Annotated in this window: 16 protein-coding genes and 1 pseudogene; 7 read left to right on the top strand and 10 right to left on the bottom strand. The window is 58.8% G+C overall.

Annotation, left to right across the window (positions count from 1 at the left end; all coding sequences use genetic code 11):
• Positions 1-35 precede the first annotated feature (35 nt).
• Together AC6I7J_RS20575 and malM are read left to right on the top strand one after the other, a co-directional pair.
• Positions 36-1,337, top strand: a complete 1,302-nt coding sequence (locus AC6I7J_RS20575; RefSeq protein ID WP_058759162.1) for a maltoporin — start codon at positions 36-38, stop codon at positions 1,335-1,337.
• A gap of 114 nt (positions 1,338-1,451) precedes the next feature.
• Positions 1,452-2,363 (top strand): maltose operon protein MalM, encoded by a 912-nt coding sequence (malM, locus tag AC6I7J_RS20570; protein WP_498007459.1) that lies wholly within the window; start codon positions 1,452-1,454, stop codon positions 2,361-2,363.
• A 94-nt stretch (positions 2,364-2,457) separates the two neighbouring features.
• Here malM and malQ read toward each other — a convergent pair whose 3' ends face one another.
• Together malQ and malP are read right to left on the bottom strand one after the other, a co-directional pair.
• Complete coding sequence (gene malQ / locus AC6I7J_RS20565; RefSeq protein ID WP_498007458.1) at positions 2,458-4,527, bottom strand: 4-alpha-glucanotransferase; 2,070 nt, start codon at positions 4,525-4,527, stop codon at positions 2,458-2,460.
• 8 nt (positions 4,528-4,535) lie between these two features.
• Entirely contained in the window at positions 4,536-6,938 is a 2,403-nt protein-coding gene (malP, locus tag AC6I7J_RS20560; RefSeq protein WP_498007457.1) for a maltodextrin phosphorylase, read from the bottom strand.
• A 276-nt stretch (positions 6,939-7,214) separates the two neighbouring features.
• Between malP and malT the strand changes: the two genes are divergently transcribed.
• The 3 genes and pseudogenes from malT to AC6I7J_RS20545 all read left to right on the top strand — a co-directional run bounded on the left by malT (position 7,215) and on the right by AC6I7J_RS20545 (position 10,569).
• Positions 7,215-9,917, top strand: a complete 2,703-nt coding sequence (gene malT / locus AC6I7J_RS20555; protein WP_498007456.1) for an HTH-type transcriptional regulator MalT — start codon at positions 7,215-7,217, stop codon at positions 9,915-9,917.
• A 126-nt stretch (positions 9,918-10,043) separates the two neighbouring features.
• Complete coding sequence (relB, locus tag AC6I7J_RS20550; protein ID WP_058759167.1) at positions 10,044-10,283, top strand: type II toxin-antitoxin system antitoxin RelB; 240 nt, start codon at positions 10,044-10,046, stop codon at positions 10,281-10,283.
• Positions 10,283-10,569: pseudogene (locus AC6I7J_RS20545) on the top strand (type II toxin-antitoxin system RelE family toxin). The gene relB and the pseudogene AC6I7J_RS20545 overlap by 1 nt, the downstream one beginning before the upstream one ends.
• Before the next feature lie 118 nt (positions 10,570-10,687).
• Here the strand turns inward: AC6I7J_RS20545 and AC6I7J_RS20540 are convergent.
• Together AC6I7J_RS20540 and AC6I7J_RS20535 are read right to left on the bottom strand one after the other, a co-directional pair.
• Entirely contained in the window at positions 10,688-12,469 is a 1,782-nt protein-coding gene (locus AC6I7J_RS20540; protein WP_150059020.1) for a bifunctional diguanylate cyclase/phosphodiesterase, read from the bottom strand.
• Between the two features lie 496 nt (positions 12,470-12,965).
• Positions 12,966-13,847: a LysR family transcriptional regulator gene (locus AC6I7J_RS20535; protein ID WP_150059021.1), complete on the bottom strand. Its 882-nt coding sequence runs from the start codon at positions 13,845-13,847 to the stop codon at positions 12,966-12,968.
• A 104-nt stretch (positions 13,848-13,951) separates the two neighbouring features.
• Between AC6I7J_RS20535 and budA the strand changes: the two genes are divergently transcribed.
• Both budA and alsS read left to right on the top strand, forming a co-directional pair.
• On the top strand, positions 13,952-14,734 hold the full coding sequence (budA, locus tag AC6I7J_RS20530) for an acetolactate decarboxylase (RefSeq protein WP_031280091.1): 783 nt from the start codon (positions 13,952-13,954) through the stop codon (positions 14,732-14,734).
• A gap of 14 nt (positions 14,735-14,748) precedes the next feature.
• Positions 14,749-16,428, top strand: coding sequence for an acetolactate synthase AlsS (gene alsS, locus AC6I7J_RS20525; RefSeq protein WP_498007455.1), 1,680 nt, complete (start codon positions 14,749-14,751; stop codon positions 16,426-16,428).
• A gap of 91 nt (positions 16,429-16,519) precedes the next feature.
• Here alsS and AC6I7J_RS20520 read toward each other — a convergent pair whose 3' ends face one another.
• The 6 genes from AC6I7J_RS20520 to AC6I7J_RS20495 all read right to left on the bottom strand — a co-directional run bounded on the left by AC6I7J_RS20520 (position 16,520) and on the right by AC6I7J_RS20495 (position 23,389).
• On the bottom strand, positions 16,520-18,169 hold the full coding sequence (locus AC6I7J_RS20520) for a methyl-accepting chemotaxis protein (protein ID WP_058776389.1): 1,650 nt from the start codon (positions 18,167-18,169) through the stop codon (positions 16,520-16,522).
• Positions 18,170-18,327: 158 nt separating this feature from the next.
• Positions 18,328-19,338 carry a GlxA family transcriptional regulator gene (locus AC6I7J_RS20515; protein ID WP_498007454.1) on the bottom strand — a complete coding sequence of 337 codons (1,011 nt, stop codon included), beginning with the start codon at positions 19,336-19,338 and terminating at the stop codon, positions 18,328-18,330.
• Between the two features lie 271 nt (positions 19,339-19,609).
• Positions 19,610-20,728 carry an NAD(P)/FAD-dependent oxidoreductase gene (locus AC6I7J_RS20510; RefSeq protein ID WP_498007471.1) on the bottom strand — a complete coding sequence of 373 codons (1,119 nt, stop codon included), beginning with the start codon at positions 20,726-20,728 and terminating at the stop codon, positions 19,610-19,612.
• Positions 20,729-20,761: 33 nt separating this feature from the next.
• The gene (locus AC6I7J_RS20505; RefSeq protein WP_498007453.1) at positions 20,762-21,835 is read right to left on the bottom strand and encodes a Gfo/Idh/MocA family protein; all 1,074 of its coding nucleotides are present in this window, start codon (positions 21,833-21,835) and stop codon (positions 20,762-20,764) included.
• Positions 21,835-22,581, bottom strand: a complete 747-nt coding sequence (locus AC6I7J_RS20500; protein WP_021509433.1) for an amino acid ABC transporter ATP-binding protein — start codon at positions 22,579-22,581, stop codon at positions 21,835-21,837. Before AC6I7J_RS20500 ends, AC6I7J_RS20505 begins: the two co-directional genes overlap by 1 nt.
• A gap of 1 nt (position 22,582) precedes the next feature.
• Positions 22,583-23,389, bottom strand: coding sequence for an amino acid ABC transporter permease (locus AC6I7J_RS20495; RefSeq protein ID WP_021509434.1), 807 nt, complete (start codon positions 23,387-23,389; stop codon positions 22,583-22,585).
• Positions 23,390-23,435 lie beyond the last annotated feature (46 nt).

Genomic DNA, 23,435 nt, shown 5'->3' with positions numbered 1-23,435 from the left:
AAAACAATAAAAGCAATGACCTCAGGAGATAGAAAATGTTAACTCTGCGCAAACTTCCCGTCGCGATTGCCATCGCAGCGGGTACGCTCTCCGCTCAAGCCATGGCGGTCGATTTTACGGGTTACGCCCGTTCAGGTATCGGCTGGACCGGCAGCGGCGGCGAGCAACAGTGCTTTCAGGCTACCGGCGCGCAAAGCAAATACCGTCTGGGCAACGAATGTGAAACCTATGCTGAACTGAAACTGGGTCAGGAAGTGTGGAAAGAGGGCGATAAAAGTTTCTATTTCGATACCAACGTCGCCTATTCCGTTTCCCAGCAGAATGACTGGGAAGCGACTTCACCGGCCTTCCGTGAAGCCAACGTGAAAGGTAAAAACCTGATCGATGCGCTGCCGGGTTCCACCATCTGGGCCGGTAAACGTTTTTATCAGCGTCATGATGTTCACATGATCGACTTCTACTACTGGGATATCTCCGGTCCGGGTGCCGGTCTGGAAGATGTCGATCTCGGGTTTGGTAAGCTCTCGTTCGCCGCGACGCGCTCTTCCGAAGCGGGCGGCTCTTATACCTTCTCCAGTGACCAGATCCGTGATTACGCCACCAGTACCGCCAATGACGTTTTTGATGTGCGTCTCGCCGGCCTGGAAACTAACCCCAATGGCGTGCTGGAACTGGGTGTCGACTATGGCCGCGCCAACGCGCGTGACGGCTATCGCTTAGACGACGGCGCGTCGAAAGATGGCTGGATGTTCACCGCGGAACACACGCAGAGCATGCTGAAAGGCTACAACAAGTTTGTGCTGCAGTACGCCACTGATGCGCTGACCTCGCAGGGCAAAGGCCTGCCGCAGGGCAGCAACATCAATAACAACGGCAATATGTACCGCATCCTCGATCACGGTGCGATCTCGCTGGCCGATCGCTGGGATCTGATGTACGTGGCGATGTACCAGAACGTCGATCTGGATAACAACCGCGGAACTGAGTGGTACACCGTCGGCGTACGGCCTATGTACAAATGGACGCCGATCATGAGCACCCTGCTGGAAGTCGGCTATGACAACGTTAAGTCCCAGCAGGTCAGCGAACGCAACGGCCAGTACAAAATTACCCTGGCGCAGCAGTGGCAGGCTGGCGATAGCATCTGGTCACGTCCGGCGCTGCGCCTGTTCGCCACCTACGCCAAATGGGATGAGAAGTGGGGCTACAGCAAAGACGCCTCCGGCGATATCACGTCGCTGGCCGCGGCGGACAGCAGCGGCAACGGTCTGTTCACCAACAGCCGTGGCGACAACGATGAGTGGACCTTCGGCGCACAGATGGAAATCTGGTGGTAAGGCGCTGCGCAGGTTAAGCAAACATCCGCCGTGCGTCAGACGCACGGCGTTTTCGGACAGCGGCGGCCATTGCCTGGTCCACGCCGCTGCCTGACAGCTTGTTGGGATATCACAATGCAAAAAAATCTTATCGCTTTCTGCCTGAGCAGCGCGCTGCTGACCGGCGTCATTGCGCCAGTCCAGGCCGACATCAATCTGGTGCCGCAGGATCTTTCCGCGGCGCCGTCCATTCCCACCGCGCGGCTGCAGCAGCTCAGCTGGCAGCCGGTGGATGCAATGCGTGCACAAACCACCACGCTGACACAAAGCGCAACGCCGCTGGATGTACGTGGCGTCACGGGGGCCATCGCGGCTTACAGCCTGCCTGCCAATCAGGGCGAGCTGACGGTTACGCTGAGCAGCGAGGTGGTACACAATCAGGTCTTTGCCCCTAATGTGCTGGTACTGGATGAAAACCTGCAGCCGGCCGCGTGGTTTCCGAGCCGCTTCTTTAGCTATCAGCAGCCCGGCGTGATGAGCGCCGATCGGCTGGAAGGGGTGATGAAGCTGACGCCGGTGCCGGGCCAGCAGAAGATCTATTTGCTGGTGTTCACCACCGACCAGGATTTAACCCAGACCACCACGCTGCTGGATCCGGCCAAAGCTTATGCCAAAGGCACCGGCCATGCGGTACCGGATATTCCCGATCCGGTGGCGCGTCACAGTCGCGACGGCAAAATCAAACTGAAAGTGGCAACCAGTTCCGGCTCCTCGATTCTGGTCGGCCCGCTGTTTGGCTCAGCCGCGCCTGCCGCTGTCACCGTTGGCAGCACCCGGCCGGCCATGGCCGCCACGACGGCGCACGCGCCAGCGCCTGAACCGGCACCGCTGGTGAATGAGACGGAAAGCTATTTCAATCAGAGCATTCGTCAGGCGGTGCAACAGGGCAATATCGATAAAGCGCTGAAGCTGCTGGATGAAGCAGAGCGTCTGGGATCGACATCGGCGCGGCAAACCTTTATCAGCAGTGTTAAAGGCAAGGGGTGAAACTGCCCCGACAGTGCTGAGTTGCCCCACCTGGTGCGCTTCGGCGCACCTTTTTTATGGCACTCCGACCTGCACGCAGCAGGTCGGTTTCGTGCTACTTACGCTGACGCTGACGTGATTGTACCGCCGTTAGCAACGCATCGATCCTGTCATCCTCCGCCATCGCTTCCAGCGTTACACTCAGTTTACGTCGCCAGTTGGGATACTGATCGACGGTGCCCGGCACGTTGACCGGCAGTGCCATATCCAGCCACTCTTCCGGCTGCAAACCGAGCAGCGCACATTGGCTGCGGGCCAGATAGCGATGGATCGCCTGACTAAGCTGATGACTCATGCGGACGCTGGCCCGCCGGAAGCGGCGGCGCGGCGGCAGGTCACCGCTGCGCAACAGCGTACGCAGCAACGCCTGTTTAGCCAGGCGCCGATCGCGATACAGGCCAGCGAGAATCGCCCGATCGGGGTAAAGCCCCAGCGCACTGCCCAGCCGCAAATCGTCACTTTGCCACCAGCCGCGCAGCGTCGGCATATCATGGGTGGTGGTAACGGCCATCGCCTGACGCGGCCACGTCGCTGGCGCGCGGAAGTGGCGCTGCGATTCCTGCTCAAAGTAGAGCACTTTGTAGGAGTACACCCCGGCGTCGCGCAGTTTATCAACGATGGCTTCCGGCACGGTGCCCAGATCCTCGCCAATCACCATGCAACGATGGCGCTGGCTCTCCAGTGCCAGAATCGCCAGCAAATCATCCACCGGATAGTGCACATAGGCACCGTGCGCCGCGCTTTCGTCCTTCGGTATCCACCATAAACGCAGCAGCGCCATTACATGGTCAATGCGCAGCGCGCCGCAGTCGCGCATGCTGGCGCGCAGCAGGTCGATCCACGGCTCGTAGCCGCGCGCGGCCATCACCTGCGGGTCCATCGGCGGCAATCCCCAGTTCTGACCGAGCGGACCGAGGATATCCGGCGGCGCGCCAATGCTGGCGTCCAGGCAGTAAAGCTGCCGATCGCGCCAGGTTTCCGCGCCATCCGCCGCCACGCCCACCGCCTGGTCGCGATACAGCCCGATCGCCATCTGCTGCTGCTGACACAGCTGCCAGCAGGCGGCGAATTGCTCTGCCGCCAGCCACTGCAGCCACATGTAGAAACGCACCTCGTCGCTGTGCTCAATGCGAAACGCCAGCACTGTCGCACTGTTGGCCTGCTGCCATTCGGCCGGCCAGTGTTGCCAGCCATAGCCCGTGCCATCCTGGGCGCTGCGCGCCGCGTGCAGCGTATCAAACAGTCCCTGATGCAGCAGGCTGTCGCCCCCGGCACGCACAAACTCCGCAAACGCCTGCGCCTGCGCATCATCTGCCGTGCGCCGGCGAAACTGCTGCCAGGCAAGCCGCAGTCCCTGCAACTTAAGCCGGGTGACGGCAGTGTAATCCACCCACGCGGCATCACGCGCTGCCCGAATCGCCTGCTGCGTCTCCTCAGCTTGCCACCAGGCTTGCGCCGCGTCGCTGAGGCCAAAATCGGCCACGGCGCTCACATCGATATAGAGGATGTTGAGCCAGCGCCGGGACGAGGGACTGTAAGGGCTGGCGCTTTCCGGTGCGGCAGGAAACAGCGCGTGCAGCGGATTGAGCCCGACAAACGCGCCGCCGCGCCGCGCGGTTTCAGCGATCATCTGCCGCAGATCGCCGAAATCCCCGATGCCCCAGTTAGCCGCAGAGCGCAGCGTATACAGCTGAATACAGCTGCCCCACAGCGATTCACCCGCCAGCAGTTCCGCAGGTTCGTAGCAGCGGCGGGGTGCCACTATAATCGGGCAACAGTGACACTGTAACTCCTGGGTCAGTGTCAGCTGGTGATAACCGGCGGGCAACGCGGGCAACACCAACGCTTCACCCGGCTGGCAGCGCCCGGACCAGCTTTCGCCGCTTTCGCTCGTCAGCTGCCATTCCGCGCTGGCGTTGAGCAGCGGTGCCAGACTCAGTGGCTGTCCGACATAAAAAATCACCACCGGCGGCAGCGGTGCGGAGCCGTTCGCAGGGGCCTGCATCAGCGCGGCGAGACGCTGATGGGTAAGAGCAGAAATCTGCCGCGGTTTTCCGTGCGCATCAATATATTCCGCAGCAATAAGCGCGTCAGCACGGCGATCAAGAACATCTTTGGGTTTCATGGCGTTCCTTAGCGGCTGGCCTGCCAGATGCGTTGCTGATAGTCACGAATGGCGCGATCGGCACTGAACATGCCGCAACGCGCGGTATTGAGGATTGCGGCGCGCGTCCAGGCCTCAGGATCGGCCCACAGTGCTTCAACCTGCTGCTGCGCGTTGAGATAGTGGCGAAAATCAGCCAGTACCAGATAAGGATCGCCACCTTGCGCGCCCAGACTGTTGACCAGATCGCTAAACGCCGTGCGGTCGCCGTTACTGAAGGTGCCATCTTCCAGCGCGGTCAGCGCGCGATCGAGCTGCGCGTCCTTACTGCGCCAGTTCAATGGCGAGTAACCGGCCTGTTTCAGCGCGCTGACCTGCTCTACGGTATGGCCAAAGATAAAGATATTCTCTTCACCGACCTGCTGCGCGATTTCAACGTTGGCCCCATCCAGCGTACCGATGGTGAGTGCGCCGTTCAGCGCCAGCTTCATATTGCCAGTACCGGATGCTTCTTTGCCCGCAGTAGAGATCTGTTCCGAGAGATCGGCGGCCGGGATCAGGCGCTCGGCAACCGACACGTTGTAATCAGGGATAAAAACAATTTTCAGCCGATCGCCAACGCGCGCATCGTGGTTGATGGTTTCCGCCACTTTATTGATGGCGTAGATGATGTTTTTTGCCAGCGCATAACCCGGCGCCGCTTTGGCACCAAACAGCATCACGCGCGGAGCCAGATTGGCCTGCGGATCACTGACCAGCGTTTGCCACAGCGCAATCATGTGCAGCAGCATCAGGTGCTGCCGTTTGTATTCGTGCAGCCGCTTGATCTGGACGTCAAACAGCGCATCAGGCTGCACCGCAATGCCGGTTCGGGCGGCGATCCACTCTGTCAGTGCCTGCTTGTTGTGCTGCTTAATAGCGCGATATTCGGCGCGGAAGGCGGCATCATCGGCGAATGGCGTCAGATCCTGCAGCGCATCGAGATCGTTAAGCCACGGACGCTGCAGCGTTTTGTTGATCAGCGCCGCCAGCGCCGGATTGCACTGGTTCATCCAGCGACGCGGCGTGATGCCGTTGGTGACATTGTGGAACTTCTCCGGCCACAGCGCGTGATACTCGGGGAACAGGTCCTGTACCACCAGCCGCGAATGCAGCGCCGCCACGCCGTTGACTGCAAAGCTGCCGACCACGCACAGATTTGCCATGCGCAGTTGCTGATCGTGCACCAGCGCCAGTTTTGACCAGATCGCCTGATTACCCGGCCAGCGTGCCTCAACCTGCTGTTTCAGCTGCGCATTGAGCGTATTGATGATCAGCAGATGGCGCGGCAGCAGGCTACGCACCAGGCGCAGGTTCCAGCACTCCAGCGCTTCCGGCATCAGCGTGTGGTTGGTGTAGGCGAAGGTGCGCTGGGTAATGCGCCAGGCGTCCTGCCAGCTGAGCCGGTGCTCATCCAGCAGCAGGCGCAACAGCTCCGGGATGGCCAGCGTCGGATGCGTATCGTTCAGCTGGATCACTTCATAATCCGCTAACGTTTCGATGGATCGTCCCGCCGCCTGATGACGACGCAGAATATCCGCCAGCGTACAGGCACACTGGAAATACTGCTGCATCAGACGCAGCTTTTTGCCGGCCTGATGGTTGTCATTCGGGTAGAGCACTTTGGTCAGTTTTTCCGCCTCAATGCCTTGCTGTTCCGCGCGCAGAAAATCGCCGTTATTGAAACGCTGGAGATCAAACGGACGGGCATGCTTTGCCTGCCACAGACGCAAGGGCTGCGTGATGCCGTTGCGGAAACCAACCACCGGCAGATCCCAGGCTTCACCCTGCACAACAAAAGCAGGCTGCCAGTGCGTCACGCCGTCAATGGTGGTCACGCTGCCGCCCAGTCCGACCTGCACGTCAAGCGCCGCGTTGTGGCGAAACCAGGGATAACGATCGCGCTGCCAGTCATCCGGATGTTCGTGCTGCGCGCCCCCGACAAAATGCTGGCGAAACAGACCGTACTGGTAGTTCAGGCCATAGCCGATCGCAGGCTGGCCGGTGGTCGCCATCGCATCGAGAAAACAGGCGGCCAGCCGTCCCAGACCGCCGTTGCCCAGCGCCGGATCGGTTTCACGCTCCAGCACGTCACTCAGCGTCACGCCTGCGGCGGCCAGCGTCGCTTTGACGCCGTCGTACCAGCCGAGATTCAGCAGATTGTTGCCGGTCAGCCTGCCCAGCAGAAACTCCATTGACAGATAATTAACGTGGCGCTGTCCGCCAGCGGCCGGCTGCACCGGTATATCCGCCAGCAGTTCGGCCAGCGCGCCGCTCAGCGCCTGCCACCACTGGTCGGGGCTCATTTCCTGCGCATCCGGCAGGCCAAAACGTTGCCACTGGCGCACCAGCGCGGCAGAAAAACGGTCAGGGTCAAATGTGGGCAGTGCCATAGGGAAACTCCAGTCAAATAAATAGGGTTTCAGGCAGTGTGACGCTGCCGCCAGGCGGCTACCTCCTCCTGTAAAAAATTCCACGGGGAGGACAGGGAGGGTGGCGAGGCTGAGGTAAATCTGAAAGCGCGGCAGGAGTGTGATAACACTCGCTTTTGTAAAGCGTAACTAATCAGTTCGCTTGCATTCAGTAACCGAATCTCCGAACGTGTATGACTATTAATTACGAAGCGTAAAAAAATGATGCGCTGAACGTTAACGGAGAAGCGTGCGCCCATGTTGATACCCTCAAAACTGAGTCGTCCCGTTCGTCCTGAAAGCACGGTTACCCGCGATCGTCTGCTGCAAAAGCTCAGCGCAGCGGCGAATTACCGGCTGGTGCTGATTGCCAGCCCGGCGGGCTACGGCAAAACCACGCTGGTATCGCAGTGGGCGGCTGATAAAAGCGAGCTGGGCTGGTATTCATTAGACGAGGGCGACAATCAGCCGGAGCGCTTCGCCGATTACCTGATCGCCGCGCTGCAGCAGGCTACCCGCGGCGCATGCAGCCGCAGCGAGACGCTGGCGCAAAAGCGTCAGTACGTGAACCTCAATGCGCTGTTCGCCCAGCTGTTCAATGAGCTGGCCGCGTGGCAGCAGCCGCTGTGGCTGATCATCGATGATTATCATCACATCACCAATCCTGCCGTGCATGAAGCGATGCGCTTTTTCCTGCGCCATCAGCCGCATAACCTGACGCTGGTGGTGCTGTCCCGCAATCTGCCGCAATTGGGTATTGCTAACCTGCGCGTGCGTGAACAACTGCTGGAGCTGGGCAGCCAGCAGCTGGCCTTCACCCATCAGGAGGCGAAACAGTTCTTCGACTGCCGCCTGAGCGCGCCGCTCGCGCCGGATGAGAGCAACCGTCTGTGTGATGATGTAGCAGGCTGGGCGACCGCGTTACAGCTGATCGCACTCTCCACCCGTCAGGGCGCGGCATCGGCGCAGGACTCCGCACGCCGGCTCTCCGGTATTAATGCCAGCCACCTTTCCGATTATCTGGTCGAGGAAGTGCTGGATAACGTCGATGCCGCCACGCGCCATTTTTTGCTGAAGAGCGCGTTATTGCAGTCGATGAATGATGCGCTGGTCGCCTGCGTGACCGGTGAAGACAACGGGCGCATGCGGCTGGAAGAAATTGAACGTCAGGGGCTGTTTATTCAGCGCATGGATGATTCAGGACAGTGGTTCAGCTATCACCCGCTGTTCGGCAGCTTTTTGCGTCAGCGCTGCGAATGGGAGCTGGCCAGCGAGCTACCGGCCATTCACCGCGCGGCCGCGCAAAGCTGGATGGCGCAGGGTTTTCCCGGCGAGGCGATTCATCACGCGCTGGCGTCCGGCGATACCGATATGCTGCGTGACGTGCTGCTCCAGCACGCGTGGACGCTGTTCAACCGCAGCGAACTGGCACTGCTGGAACAGTCGCTGAATGCGCTGCCGTGGCGCACGCTGCTGGCCAGTCCGAAACTGGTACTGCTGCAGGCCTGGTTGATGCAGAGCCAGCATCGCTTTTCTGAAGTTAACCGGCTGCTGGCGCGCTTTGAGGAAGGCTGCGACTGCGAAATTGACGCCGCGCTGCAGGGCGAATTCAATGCGGTGCGCGCACAGGTGGCCATCAATCACGGCAACGCCGACGAAGCAGAGCGACTGGCACGGCTGGCGCTGGAAACGCTGCCGGAAACGCGTCGCTACAGTCGCATTGTGGCCACCTCAGTGCACGGCGAAGTGATGCATTGCAAAGGTGACCTGACCAACTCGCTGGCGCTGATGCGGCAAACCGAACAGATGGCGCGCCGCGATGAAGCCTGGCACTACGCGCTGTGGAGTCTGATTCAGCAAAGCGAAATCCTGTTCGCACAGGGTTTTTTACAGTCAGCGTGGGAGATTCAGGAAAAAGCGTTTGTGCTGGTGAGTGAACAGCACCTGGCTAACATCCCGCTGCACGAGTTTTTACTGCGCATCCGTGCGCAGCTGATGTGGGCGTGGGGCCGGCTGGATGAAGCCGAACAGGCGGCGCGCGCGGGCATCAAAGTCCTGAAAGGCTATCCGCCCCAGCAGCAAATCCAGTGCCTTGGGCTATTAATTCAGTGCTCGCTGGCACGCGGCAATCTGGATAATGCGCGCAGCTATCTCAGCCGGCTGGAAAACCTGATGAATAACGGTGTGCTGCACAGCGACTGGATTGCCAACGCCGACAAAGTGCGGCTGATCTACTGGCAGATGACGGGCGATGCGCAGAGCGCCAGCCACTGGATGCGCCATACCGATAAACCCGCCTTTGCCAACAATCATTTTTTGCAGGGCCAGTGGCGCAATGTGGCGCGGGCGCAGATCCTGCTGGGCAATCTCAGCCAGGCCGAAGTGATCCTCGATGAGCTGAATGAAAATGCGCACGCGCTGCGGCTGATGAGTGATTTAAACCGTAACCTGCTGCTGCTGAATCAAATCTACTGGCAAACCGCGCGCAAAGCAGAGGCACAGCAGGCGCTGATCGAAGCGCTGAAGCTGGCACGCAGCACCGGCTTCGTCAGCCACTTCGTGATTGAGGGCGAAATGATGGCGCAGCAGCTGCGCCAGTTAATTCAGCTTAATACGCTGAGCGAACTCGATCAGCATCGGGCCCGGCGCATTCTCAGTGAGATCAACAAGTATCACCGGCATAAGTTTGCCCATTTCGATGAGGGCTTCGTCAGCCGGCTGCTGAACCACCCGGATGTGCCGGAGCTGATTCGCACCAGCCCGCTGACCCAGCGCGAATGGCAGGTGCTGGGGTTGATCTACTCCGGCTACAGCAACGATCAGATCGCCGGCGAGCTGGACGTCGCGGCAACCACCATCAAAACCCATATCCGTAATCTGTACCAGAAGCTGGGCGTCACCCATCGCGCCGAAGCGATGCACCAGGCACAGTCAATGCTGAAACTGATGGGCTACGTTTAAGGCAGAAGTCGTGTGGCGGTGAATCTCATTACCTGCAGAGCGCGTATAACGCTGGGCAGGACTTGATATATACATGAGGGAGTGAAATACTTGTAATGACATTTGTATGTACAAGAGGAGTAGGACATGGGCAGCATCAACCTGCGTATTGATGATGAACTCAAAGCACGTTCTTACGCTGCGCTTGAAAAAATGGGGGTGACTCCCTCTGAAGCGCTTCGTCTCATGCTTGAGTATATCGCCGAAAATGAACGTTTACCGTTCAAACAGACACTGCTGAGCGACGAAGATGCTGAGCTGGTCGAAATAGTGAAAGAGCGGCTTCGCAATCCTAAGCCAGTTCGTGTGACGCTGGATGACCTTTGATGGCCTATTTTCTGGATTTTGACGAGCGGGCACTAAAGGAATGGCGAAAGCTGGGCTCGACGGTACGTGAACAAAAAAAAAAAAGCTGGCTGAAGTACTTGAGGCACCCCGTATTGAAGCGAACAAGCTTCGCGGTATGCCTGACTGCTACAAAATAAAGCTCAGGTCTTCAGGTTATCGCCTTGTCTATCAGGTGATAGACGAGAAGGTGGTGGTTTTCGTGATTTCGGTTGGTAAAAGAGAACGCGCGGAGGTTTATAGCGAGGCCGTGAAGCGCACTCTCTAAAACTAAGCCGGGCATTTCTGTTTCACCTTTAAAGTATCATTTTGCTTTAAGCTAACAGACTCATCGTATTGCCACGGACTCTGCTCCAGACGCTCCCCGGCGTACACTGAACCACACCTCAGCGTTGTGCCGCGAGCTGGCGCGTCAGCCACGCATCCAGCTCGCTTTCCGGCAGCGGGCGCGCATAGAAGTAACCCTGCGCCTGATCGCAGCCGTACTCCGCCAGCGCGGCAACGGTGTCGACATTCTCTACGCCTTCAGCCAGTACGGTGTAATCCAGCTGTTTCAGCATGGTAATGATGCTGCGCGCGATAATCCGCGACGCGGTATCTGAGGCGATTTCGCTGATCAGCGCGCGATCAAGCTTGATCACATCCAGCGGCATCCGTCGCAGGTAGCCGATATTGCTGTAGCCGGTGCCAAAGTCATCCAGCGAGATGCCAAACCCACGCAGCTTCAGCATCTCCAGCCCCTGTAGCGCCGCGGGACTGTTAATAATCTGCTCGGTCTCCAGGCATTCAATGCCCAGCAGCGAGGTCGGCAGGCGGGCCTGCAGCATTTTCATTTCCAGCGCATCGGCAAAACCGGGATCTGAGAAGTCGCGACTGCTGATATTGATGGTCACCGGCAGCTGGAGGGGGCTGTGCTGCAGGCGTTTTAACCTGGCGATCGCCTTGTCGGTCACCCAGCTGGTTAAGGCACTGAGCAGCTCGGTCTGTTCCGCCAGCGGGATAAACAGATCGGGAGCGAGTTCGCCGCGCTGCGGATGCCGCCAGCGCACCAGTGCCTCCAGGCCAACGGGCCGGCCACTGTTCAGGCAGATCTTCGGCTGGAACGCCAGCCACAGGCCCTGATCCTGTTGCAATGCCGCAGCCAGATCGTTCATCAGAAGAAAGTCCTGAGTGCGGCGCTGATCGGCTACCAGGCTGAAGCTCATGGCGGGCACCCGGTTGCCAATCGCCTCATGCAGCGCACTCACCGCCCGGCGCAGCACTTCCTGCGCGCGAAGTTCTGCTGGAATGAAAATGACCTCGCCGGTAAAGCAGGTGAGGGCGACAGAGATGCCCGCGTCCAAATCCGCGCTGATCCCTGCCAGGTTTTCTGCCACCGATGCGGCGGTCAGCGGGCTGTTGTCCATGGTGAGAATCGCAAAACGCCCGGTGGCGACGGTATAAATGATGTCGTCCGCACCGGGCTGCAGGCGCAAAGGCAGTAACGTGGTGACGTGCTTCAGCAGGCTTTCCACCGGCCCCATGCCCATGGAGCGCGCCAGCTCATAGGCGCGCGGCATATCAATGCAGTCGATCAGGATCAGCCGCTGCGGCGTCCGGTCCCCGATGGAGGCCAGACGCTGCAGGTCACGAATCAGGCGCTGGCGGTTAGGCAGTGCCGTGACCGGATCGGTGAAGCCGGCGCAGTGCCACGCTTCGAGGAAGGACATCACCAGATCGGCCAGCAGCTGTAATACCTTCACCTGATCAGCGCTGAACGCGTGTGGCGCGACGTCCGTGACGCACAGCGTGCCCAGCACATAGCCATCGCGATGCCTGAGCGGCACACCGGCGTAAAAGCGGATAAAAGGGGCACCGATGATCAGCGGATGGCGGGCAAAACGCGCATCCAGCAGGGTGTCGGAGATAACTACCGCGCCGTCACTGTCTACGGCGTGGCGGCACAGCGAGTCCTCGCGGGACGAGTGCTCCAGCGCAAAATTGTGGGCGGCGCAGATATGCTGATGTTCATCATCCAGAACGGAGACAAAGCTACCTGGAATACCCAGTGCCTGACTGGTCAGCCGGACAAAGTTTTGCAATACGTCGTCACGGCTTTCGTCGCGACTGCGCAGCGCCTTCAATGCCCGTGCGCGGCGATCATCGTCACCGTTGAAATTCATCAGCATAATTTCCTCCGCGCCGGCCTGGTTCCGGTGCGAAATTTAACAGCAAAAAGTACAGTATGCGGCCTGCAACACCCTGCCGCTGGCGTGGTTAATAAGCGTAAATATTATAATGGTCTTTCTCATGGTAGGCTTAACACCGGCATCTGTCATTTTTATTTTCTTTAACGAAATTTTTAAGCAGCGACGATTCTGATAATTTATCGTAATATTTTTATCAGTCTGATAGATAACAGGTTACGCGTCCTTACTGCTAACTCTAATTAAGTAGAAGGTGCAGGTATTAGACATTGCCAATGAAGACGTTATTAATTTCTGGCAGGGTGAGTCGGGTAATAATGCTGATTTTTAGTGATTGATGAGCAAAATAATAGTATCGCTGCGTATTATTATCCTGATAAAAACGCACCTGCCGGTATATTTATTATCCCGGCTAATGTTATATAAGCGTATTGTTCAGTCCGCTCTGTCACCACAGACATCAGATTTCCCCATCAAATTATTCCCCGTTAAGCAAACTCAGCAGGTGTAACACCGTTTTGGCTGGATGATTACGCCGCCAGGCAAAGGCAATGTCGGTGAACAGCGTATTGTTTTCAATGTCACGAAATACCAGCTGTGGATTGTTGACGCAGCACAGCGAAGCCGGCACCAGCGCAATCCCGCAGCCTGCGCCCACCATGCCGAGCGAGGAGGTAATCTGCGGAGCCTGCTGAAAGCGTGTTGCATCAAAGCCGGCGCGCAGACAGGCACTGACGATTAATTCGTACAGGCTGGGCGCCACCTCGCGCGGGAAAATAATCAGTGATTCTTCGGCCAGCTGCGTTAGCGCAACACTTTGCTGCTGGCTGAGCGCATGGCTGGCCGGCAGCGCCACTTTCATCTCCTCGGTAGCGATCACTTTCAGGTTAAACGCCTTACTGCTCTCACACGGCAGACGAATGAACGCCGCATCCAGCAAACCTTCCCCTAAGTCCTGCATCAGCAGCGCCATGTTCTCTTCCCGGGTGATGAGCTCCATCGCCGGGTAGCGCGTTTTGAAGGCGCGAATCAGATCAAACACCGGCGCGCCAAACGCCACCGAGCTGGCAAAACCCAGTGACATCTGGCCGCTCATGCCGCGCGCCACGCCGCGCGCCTTTTCCAGCGCCATATCGGCCAGCTGCACAATCGCTATTGCATCGGGCAGAAACGCGCGGCCCGCATCGGTCAGTTCCACGCCGCGCGTCAGGCGCTTCAGCAACGGCGTGCCGATCTCGTGCTCCAGCCGCTGGATTTGCTGGCTGAGCGGTGGCTGCGACATGCCCAGCAACTCGGCGGCGCGGGTAAAGTGCTGCGTTTCAGCAACGGCAACGAAATAACGCAGGTGGCGAAGTTCCATATCAAAAACGTCTCGAAGTTGGCAGTTTTCACTATTGGATTCTGTGAGCTATGTAGCCCACCATGATATTAACACGGCTTAACTATCTGATTGTGAGGCAGCAAATGTGTAACTTTGTATCTGATTGTTCATGCGAAGATCAGCTAAAGGCATCCGTCACTCAACTGGGACAGCAATCACCAGAAAAGGTTATCTATCAGACCTCCCTGATGAGTGCGTTGCTCAACGGCGTCTATGACGGTTCAACCACCGTCGCGCAGCTGTTACAGAAGGGCGATTTTGGCCTCGGCACGTTCAATCAGCTGGATGGAGAACTGGTGGCATTTGACCGGCAGGTTTATCAGCTGCGCGCCGATGGCAGCGCCAGCCCGGCACGGCCTGAACAACAAACCCCGTTCGCCGTGATGACCTTCTTCAAACCGGAACATCAGCACCGCTTTGCGCATACCGCCACGCGTGATGACGTCCATCAGGTGATTGATCGCATTATCACCTCCGATAACCATTTCTGCGCGCTGCGTTTGAGCGGACGATTTGCCTCGGTGCAGACGCGCACCGTGCCCTGCCAGTGCCGCCCGTATCGCTCGATGCCGGAAGTGCTCGGCAATCAGCCCACCTTCGATTTTCGCCAGCGCGACGGTGAGCTGATTGGATTCCGCACGCCGCAATATATGCAGGGTATTAACGTCGCCGGCTATCACGAGCACTTCATCACTGACGATCGTCAGGGCGGCGGGCATATCCTCGATTATGTGCTGGAGCAGGGCACGCTGACGTTTGGTGCCATCAGCAAGCTGGTGGTCGACCTGCCACAGGATCGCGAGTTTTTACAGGCCGATCTCAATCCTCAGGATCTGGATGCCGCGATCCGTTCCGTCGAAAGTTAATCGCAGAGGTGATCATGAAACAGCTTAAAACCCAGACGCTGTGGAACAGTGGCGCAGACCTGGTTGTCGCTCAGCTGGAAGCGCAGGGCGTAAACCATATTTTTGGCATTCCCGGTGCCAAAATCGACAAGGTGTTTGATTCGCTGGTAGATTCTTCCATTCAGCTGATTCCGGTGCGTCATGAGGCTAACGCGGCGTTTATGGCCGCGGCAATGGGCCGCCTGACCGGCCACGCCGGCGTAGCGCTGGTGACTTCCGGGCCCGGCTGCTCAAACCTGGTGACCGGCATGGCCACCGCCACCAGCGAAGGCGATCCGGTGGTGGCGATCGGCGGGGCGGTTAAGCGCTCCGACAGTGCCAAACAGGTGCATCAAAGCATGGATACGGTGGCGATGTTTCGCCCGGTGACCAAATTTGCCGTAGAAGTCACTGATGCCTCGGCGCTCGCGGAGTGCGTATCGAACGCGTTTCGCCATGCCGAAAACGGGCGCGGCGGCGCATCGTTCCTCAGTCTGCCGCAGGACATTGTTGACCAGCCGGTGTCAGGCAGCCTGTTACAGCGTTCAGGACACATCACGCTGGGCGCTGCGCCCGACGCGCTGGTGAATGCCGTAAGCCGCGAGATTGCGCGGGCGAAAAATCCGGTGATCCTGCTGGGCCTGATGGCCAGCCAGCCGGAAAACAGCGCGGCAATTCATGAATTGTTAACCAAAAGCCGTATTCCGGTGACCAGCACCTATCAGGCGGCGGGCGCGGTGCGGCAGGATCACTTCTCACGCTTTGCCGGGCGGGTTGGCCTGTTTAACAATCAGGCCGGTGACCGATTGCTCCAGCAGGCGGATTTGATTATCACCATCGGTTACAGCCCGGTCGAGTATGAACCGGCCATGTGGAACAGAAGCAACGCCTTGCTGGTGCACATCGACGTGCTGCCCGCCGAGACCGATAACCACTATCAACCCGACGCTGAACTGGTGGGCGATATCGCCGGGACAGTGCGCAAAATCGCCGCGCAAATCGCGTCACCGCTGCAGCTCAGCGACGCTGCCGCCACCATTCTGCAGGATCGTCAGCAACAGCGTCAGCTGCTGGCGATGCAGGGTGCCAGCCTCGATCAATTCGCCCTGCATCCGCTGCGTATCGTCCGGGCGATGCAGGATATCATTAACAGTGACGTCAGCCTGACGGTCGACATGGGCAGTTTTCATATCTGGATTGCCCGTTATCTCTACAGCTTCCGGGCACGGCAAATCATGATTTCCAACGGGCAGCAAACCATGGGCGTGGCGCTGCCGTGGGCGATTGGCGCCTGGCTGGTCGATCCGTCCCGTAAAGTGGTTTCGGTGTCGGGCGACGGCGGCTTTCTGCAATCCAGCATGGAGCTGGAAACCGCCGTCAGGTTAAAGGCCAATATTCTGCACATCATCTGGGTCGACAATGGCTATAACATGGTGGCGATTCAGGAAGAGAAGAAATACCAGCGCGTGTCCGGTGTGAACTTTGGGCCGGTGGATTTCAAAGCTTACGCGCAGGCGTTTGGTGCCGCTGGATTTTCGGTGAACAGCGCCGCTGAACTGGAACCCACGTTGCGGCGGGCGATAGAGGTGGAAGGACCGGCCGTGGTGGCTATCCCGGTAGATTACAGCGATAACCCGCTGCTGATGGGGCAGCTGCACCTCAGCCAGCTGCTTTGATCGGCTGTCACCTGAGCCAGTCCGGACCGGCCGTCAACGTCACGGCGGTCCGGAGTAATGCGCTATTTAGCGCCAGGCTGGCCGTATTGGGTTAAAAGCTCTGCCAGTCCGCGTCCATGCCGTGACCGGCGGCCACGGGTACAGCAGCCGGACGTTTCAGCGCGGAGACCGTTTTCGGGCGCTCAGCAGGTCGCGCGGACCCGGCCAGTGAAAACTGATTCACCAGGCCGGACAGGGTTTGCGCCTGATCCTGCAATGACGCCGATGCGGCAGAGGCCTCCTCTACCAGCGCCGCATTCTGCTGCGTCACATCATCCATCTGATTGATCGCCAGGTGCACCTGCGAGATGCCGGTGTTTTGCTCTTCCGCAGCCGCCGCAATTTCGCTGACTAAATCATTCACCTGGCGGAACGCGGTTTTCAGTCCTGTCATGTTCTCTTCCACCGCTTCGGCCTGTACCGCACCCGATTCCACCAGGCTGTAGGAGGTATCAATCAGCTGTTTGATCTCCCTGGCTGCCTGGGTTGAACGCTGCGAGAGGTTGCGCACTTCACCCGCGACCACCGCAAAGCCCTTTCCGTGTTCGCCGGCGCGCGCCGCTTCGACGGCAGCATTCAGTGCCAGAATATTGGTCTGGAAGGCAATGCCTTCGATCAGCGTGACAATTTCGGTGATTTTTTTCGAGCTGGAGCGGATCTCCGCCATGGTGTTGAGCATATTGCCCAGCGACACCGCGCTGGCGTCTGAAAGTTCTGTCGCGTTACCGGCCAGACGATTAGCCTGCCGGGTATTGTCGGCCGTCTGACGCACGGTTTCGCTCAGTTCCGCCATACTGGCCGCCGTCTGTTCCAGCGAGGCGGCCTGCTGTTCCGTCCGCGAGGAGAGATCTTCGTTGCCGGCGGCGATTTGTGCCGACGCCGAACTGACGGCGTGAGAAGCGGTACTGACCTGCGCCAGCGCGCTGCCAACCCGGTCAAGTAGCTGGTTAAAGGCGCGGGCCATATTGCCGACTTCGTCTTTTTTGCTGTCATCGGCGGTGACGCTCAGATCAAGGCTGCTGCCAACGTGATCCATCACCTGCCCAATTGCTTTCAGGCTGTGACGAATGCGCATCAGGGTTAACGCGGTGAGCGTACCCAGTAACAGCAGTGTCAGCGTGACCCCGGCACTCAATCCCCAGAATGTGCGGTGATAGATCTCCTGGTTCACCACGCGCAAGCCGTCACCCAGCGACAAATTAAGCGCCATCTGCTGGCGATAATCATTTTTTAACTGGCTGATGGCGCCGCCAATACCGCTCTCGGCTTCCAGCATGCCGAGCGTGACGTCATCCTGATGAGCATGCGAAGCAGCAAGAAACGCCGGCAACCGTGATTCAACCACGCGCAGCGTCGCCAGGCCTTTAATGGTCATCTGCTTATCTTCGTCGCTGGAGATATCATTGGCTAAATAATATTCTGCCAGCGTTTTAATGTCGGCCAGGCGCTGAGCGATTTCTTTCTCGACCGGCGGCATACGCGCATTGTCAGTCTGGCTTTGATGTTTATACAGGGAGAGCGACAGTTTATTGCTGCGATCGATCAGCTCGGATAAATCGCGAATAGAGGGAATCGCATTGACCTGAACATATTCAAAGCGCTCCTGAAAACCGCCTAACAGTCGTACAGAAATAATGCCCGTCACCACCAGTGAAGCTGAGAGTAAAATGAAAGCCAGGGTAAGTCTTTGAGTAATATTCATCATATTGTTACCTGGTAAAAAGTTAAAAGGAATAAAACGACAACCCACCGTACATCGGCAAGACCTCACAAAAGGTTATTTCAAAAATTATGAATAAATTAACTTTTCAGGATCATTAATTTTGAAGTAATTAAATAACTTTCAAAATGCGTGACGTATTATTTTGCGCTAATTACCCGCGCCTTACGGTGTGCAATCCACTCACGATACTGGGCCGGCGTCATCGCCATCACCTGATGGAAGGCTTTACGAAAGGCGGTATCTTCGCTGTAACCGCACTGCAAGGCGGTCTGACGCACGCTGGCGTCGGTGCTGGCCAGAATGGTACAGGCCAGTTCAATGCGGATGCGGGTAATAAACTCTTTTGGCGTTTCCTGCGACAGGGCTTTCATTCTGCGCTGCAGGGTGCGCCCGGTAACGTTGAGTGCGGTTGCTAGCTGCGCGGCATTGATGGCGGGATTTTCCAGGCGGATGATCTCCTGCGCCCGCACCAGAAACGGCGTGCTGCTTTTCCCCGTACCCGGCAAGCCGGGAAGGTGGGTGTGCAGCACAGGGTTATCGGCCAGCGACATCTCCCGGGTGAGATCCGCCACCGCCTTGCCGGCGCTTTTTTCAATGATATACAGGGCCAACGATATCCACGAAAAACAGCCACCGCTGGTAATGACGCGATCGTCTTCCTCCAGCGTTTTGCCTTTCGCCAGTCGCGCCTGCGGATAGCGCGCCTGCAGCATATGGCTGACCCACCAGGTGGTGGTAAAGGAACGGTCATTCAGCAAACCCGCCTCGCCGAGGATCACGCCACCGGTGCCCGCAGCAGCAACCCAGACACCCTGCTGATAGAGTTTGTTAAACCAGCCGGCAGCCTGGCGGATACTGTCGAGGTTGATCGGTTGCAGGTCGGGCCCCAGCAACATGCCGGGCGCAATTACCACATCAACCGCACCGGCCCCCTGAAATGAGCTGTCGATGTGAATCAGGCGGCCTTCCGTATCCCACACCGGGTCACCGTTGGCGCTGACAATCAGCGTTTCAAAAGCTTTATCGGGAAAGCGTGCGGCGTGCACGGGGGAAGAGGCAATCGCTTTGTTGGTTATCCAGAAAAGGTCGGTCATTCCGGCAACGGCGGACAGTACGCTGCCTTCCAGGGCGAGTATGGCGATACGCATAAGGGATTTCCTGTGTTCAGATTGTCGTGATTTGCGTGAAAAATGTGACATTTTCCGCCGCTGAAGCTTAGTGGCCTCAATAGCGGACTCTTATTTTATCTGGCCCTGGCGGTTGTCATCGGAAAAGAAACCGGCAATACGCGGATATCAGACCAGCAGGGAAGCGAAAAGGGCGCGTGGATGAAGCGATGGGATCGGGCAAACGAGAGGTGTGTGACAGACAACAGGGCGTGTAGCCAGCGCCACCATCATCGTGGCGCTGGTCATGACGTTAGCTGAATCTTTCCGGGCGGAAGGTCGCCAGCATCGGGTGTTTAACGCCGGTGAGTATCTCCTGCGTCAGTATCTCACCGAGGATCAATGCCAGCGTGGCGCCGGAATGGGTGAAGACAACAAAACAGCCGGGAACCTGCTGCAGCTCACCGACCACCGGTTCGCCATCGCCAGGAATCGGTTTGAGACCGATTTTCCAGCTGCTGGCTTTCAGCGGCGCGCCGTCAGCGATCAGGTTACCCGCTTCCGCCATCAGCTGGTTAATGACTGCGGTATCAATGCTGTACTGCCCGTCGGCCTGCGCGACGATGTGCTCTTCATACCAGTCATGATCGACGGCGATGGTGTTGCCGGGATTGGGCCGGACCGCCGCGCGCGGCGTATTCATTACCACCTGCAGCCGGTGATCGCCGGGCTGGCTGGTTACCAGCATAGAGACCGGAGAACCGTTGGGGATGTGCACGCCGAGCGGGGCAACCACTTCCGGCGTCCACGGGCCACACGCTACCAGTACGCGATCGGCCAGCAGCTCACCGTGTTTTTCGCTGCGAATGCCGCTGGCCCGGCCGTCTTTGGTGATCACGCTGGCTTTACCGGCGTGCTCAACGATCTCTCCGCCCAGCGCGCGCAATGCCTGAACCAGATGCTCAACCAGATGCGGCAGGCTGACCCAGCCTTCACCGGGGTTGGCAATCGCCACCTGACTCAGACTGGCCGGATTCACCTGCGCATCGACATCACCGACCGAGGTGCGATTGATCAGCTTTGAGTCGTAGCCCTGCGCTTTTTCATAGTGATGACGCGCTTTGGTGCCCGCGTCATCGTCAGCGGCCCAGTAAATCGCGCCATCGAAGCGCAGCCAGTCGAGCTGCGGATGACGGGCAAACAGCGTGCGATAGCGGTCAATGCCCGCCATGCGCAGCGCATGGTAAGGCTGCGAACGCTCGCCCGCGGAGTTGAGCCAGGAGAGGGATCGGCCGGTGGCACCGGAGCAGAGTGCCGCTTCCGTCACCAGCGTGACCTGCGCGCCCGCCTGCGCCAGCTGCCAGGCGGTTGAGACGCCGAGGATGCCGCCACCCAGCACGATGACGGTTTTTGCCACGGTTTTGTCAGACATCATTCATTCCTTCTGTTAAAAAATGTTCGCCCTTCAGGCAATACGTACGCGATGCTGCTGATGGAGCTGCTCAATAAGCTGTAAAACGCCGAGCGCTTCACGCGCATCAACCGGCGGCGGCCCGCCATGTAACAGCGCGTTGGCTAACAGTTGATAGAAAGCGGGGTAGTGACCACGTTCAATCGGCACCGTTGTGGTTGCCCCGACCGTGCCGGCCCGGGCAGAGTTTTCTGCCGGCGTGACGCCGTACTGGCTATCGCCGGGCGACATGCCCGCCGCCAGCTGCGGCTCCTGATTGTCCAGCCCCCAGTGGGTGAAGGCGCCTTTGCTGCCCAGCAGGTGAAAGCGCGGCGCATTCAGTGCCGCCTGGCCATTCATCCACAGCCGCGAGCGTACGCCGTTGTGGTGCAGCAATGAGACAAAACAGTCCTCGTCGCTGTCCGATTGCGGGCCGGAATGGCGCGCCAGCTCTGCCGTGGCATGGGCGACCGGGCCAAAGAGCTGGATGGCCTGATCAATCAGATGGCTGCCGAGATCCAGCAATAAACCACCGCCCTGTGCCAGCGTGACGCTGTCACGCCAGTTGCCGAATCCCTGCGGTCGCCACCACTCGAAACGCGACTCAAAACTCCTTACGGTGCCGAAGGCTTCCTGGTGCACCAGGCGCTGCAACGTCAGAAAGTCGCCGTCCCAGCGTCGGTTATGAAACACGGTGAGCAAGGTATTGGCCTGCTGCGCGGCGGCGATCATCATTTCTGCCGCCTGCACGTCTGGTGCGAACGGTTTATCCACCACCAGATGGATCGCGCGCTGGCTGGCCTGCACAGCCTGCTCCGCGTGTTGCGCCGACGGCGTGGCCAGCACGATGAGATCGATGCCGATCTCGCCGCCATCAATGGCCTTAAGCAGCGCAGGCCAGTCCGGCAGCACGCGCGCCTGGGGGTAACGTTGCTGCGCGGTCGCTACGCGTTGGGCATCGCCTGTGACGATAACGTCGAGACGATAGTCGGCGTTATGGGCAAGCAGCGGTGCATGAAACACGCTGCCGGCGACGCCAAATCCCACCAGCGCCGTGCGGACTGGGCCGCTAACCTGAAGATGTGTCATTACAGCACCTCCGACAGAAAACGCTGCAGGCGCGCGGACTGCGGACGGTCAAAGATTTGTTCCGGCGTGCCGGCTTCCACGATTTCACCTTCATCCATAAACACCACCTGGTCGGCCACGCGCCGGGCGAAGCCCATCTCATGGGTCACGACCACCATGGTCATGCCGCGCTGGCACAAATCGGCCATTAACGTCAGAACGCCTTTCACCAGCTCAGGGTCGAGTGCCGAGGTGGCTTCATCGAACAGCATCACTTCCGGTTCCATCGCCAGCGCGCGCGCTATTGCCACGCGCTGCTGCTGACCTCCGGAGAGATCGCGCGGACGGTGATCGGCTCGCTGAGCAAGCCCCACCTCGGCCAGCCGCTGACGGGCAATCTCCAGTGCTTCGGCTTTAGGACGGCCTTTTACTTTCCACGGTGCCAGCGCCACGTTTTCCAGCGCGCTGTGATCGGGAAACAGGTTGAAATGCTGAAACACCATGCCAATTCTCAGCCGCAGCGCATCGGGCTTGTCCTTCAGCACAGAACGCCCGGCAAGTAAGACATCGCCGTTCTTCGGCTCATGCAGGCGATTGATGCCGCGCAGTAGGGTGGATTTTCCCGATCCCGAGGGACCGATGATGCAGGTGGTGGTGCCCGGTTCGATGCTCAGCGACACATTGCGCAGCACCTCAATCGGGCCGTACGCCAGCGTCAGATTGCGCAGCTCGAGGCTGGCGCCGTGAAATGCAGATGGCATGGCCATATTAATGTCCTCGCTCGCTGGTAAGGGAGACCGCCGGAACCACGTTGCGCTTTTGCTGCACTTCATCGAGCTCCTTCAGGCCGCTTTGTGGCGCGGTGGCGCGGCGACGTCCGGTACGGTAGCGGACGTCGATGTAGTTCACGGCGTGGGTGAGCGGCACGGTGATCACCAGATAGAACAGCCCGGCCAGCATCAGGGGTGACAGGTTGCCGCTCAGCACGGCGGCATCCTGACCGACGCGGAACAGCTCACGCTGACCGGTCATCAGACCCAGCAGATAAACCAGCGACGAGTCTTTGATGATGGCGATGAACTGATTGACTATCGCAGGCAACACGCGGCGGATGCCCTGCGGAATGATCACCAGGCGCATCGCCCGGCCATAGCTCATTCCCAGCGCCCGGCAGGCTTCCATCTGCCCCTGTTCCACGCTCTGGATACCGGAGCGGAAAATCTCGCCCATGTAGGCGCTGGCAATCAGGCTCAGGGCAAAAATGCCGAGCGGATACGGCGTCGGGCCAAACAGTTGATAGCTAAAACGCGCCAGACCCTGACCAATCAACAGAATGGTGAGGATGGAAGGCAGGCCGCGAAACAGATCGGTATACAGCCGCGCGGGCACGCGCAGCCAGCGCGAGGGCGAGATGCCCATCAGCGCCAGTATCAGGCCGAATAACGTGCCCAGCACGGTGGCCGCCACGGAGATAATGATGGTGTTGACCAGTCCGGTTGCCAGCAGTTGTGGCAGGACGTCCATCATCGATGGAATATCAAAAAACGTACGGGAAAGAATAGTGATCAGATCCATAGCCGATTCTCGGTTGCGGGTGACGGACATGCGCCGTCACCGGATG

It is taken from the genome of Type-C symbiont of Plautia stali (assembly GCF_059730935.1).
Note: the sequence above shows the minus strand (reverse complement) of the source record. Positions and strands in the feature narration are given on the sequence as shown.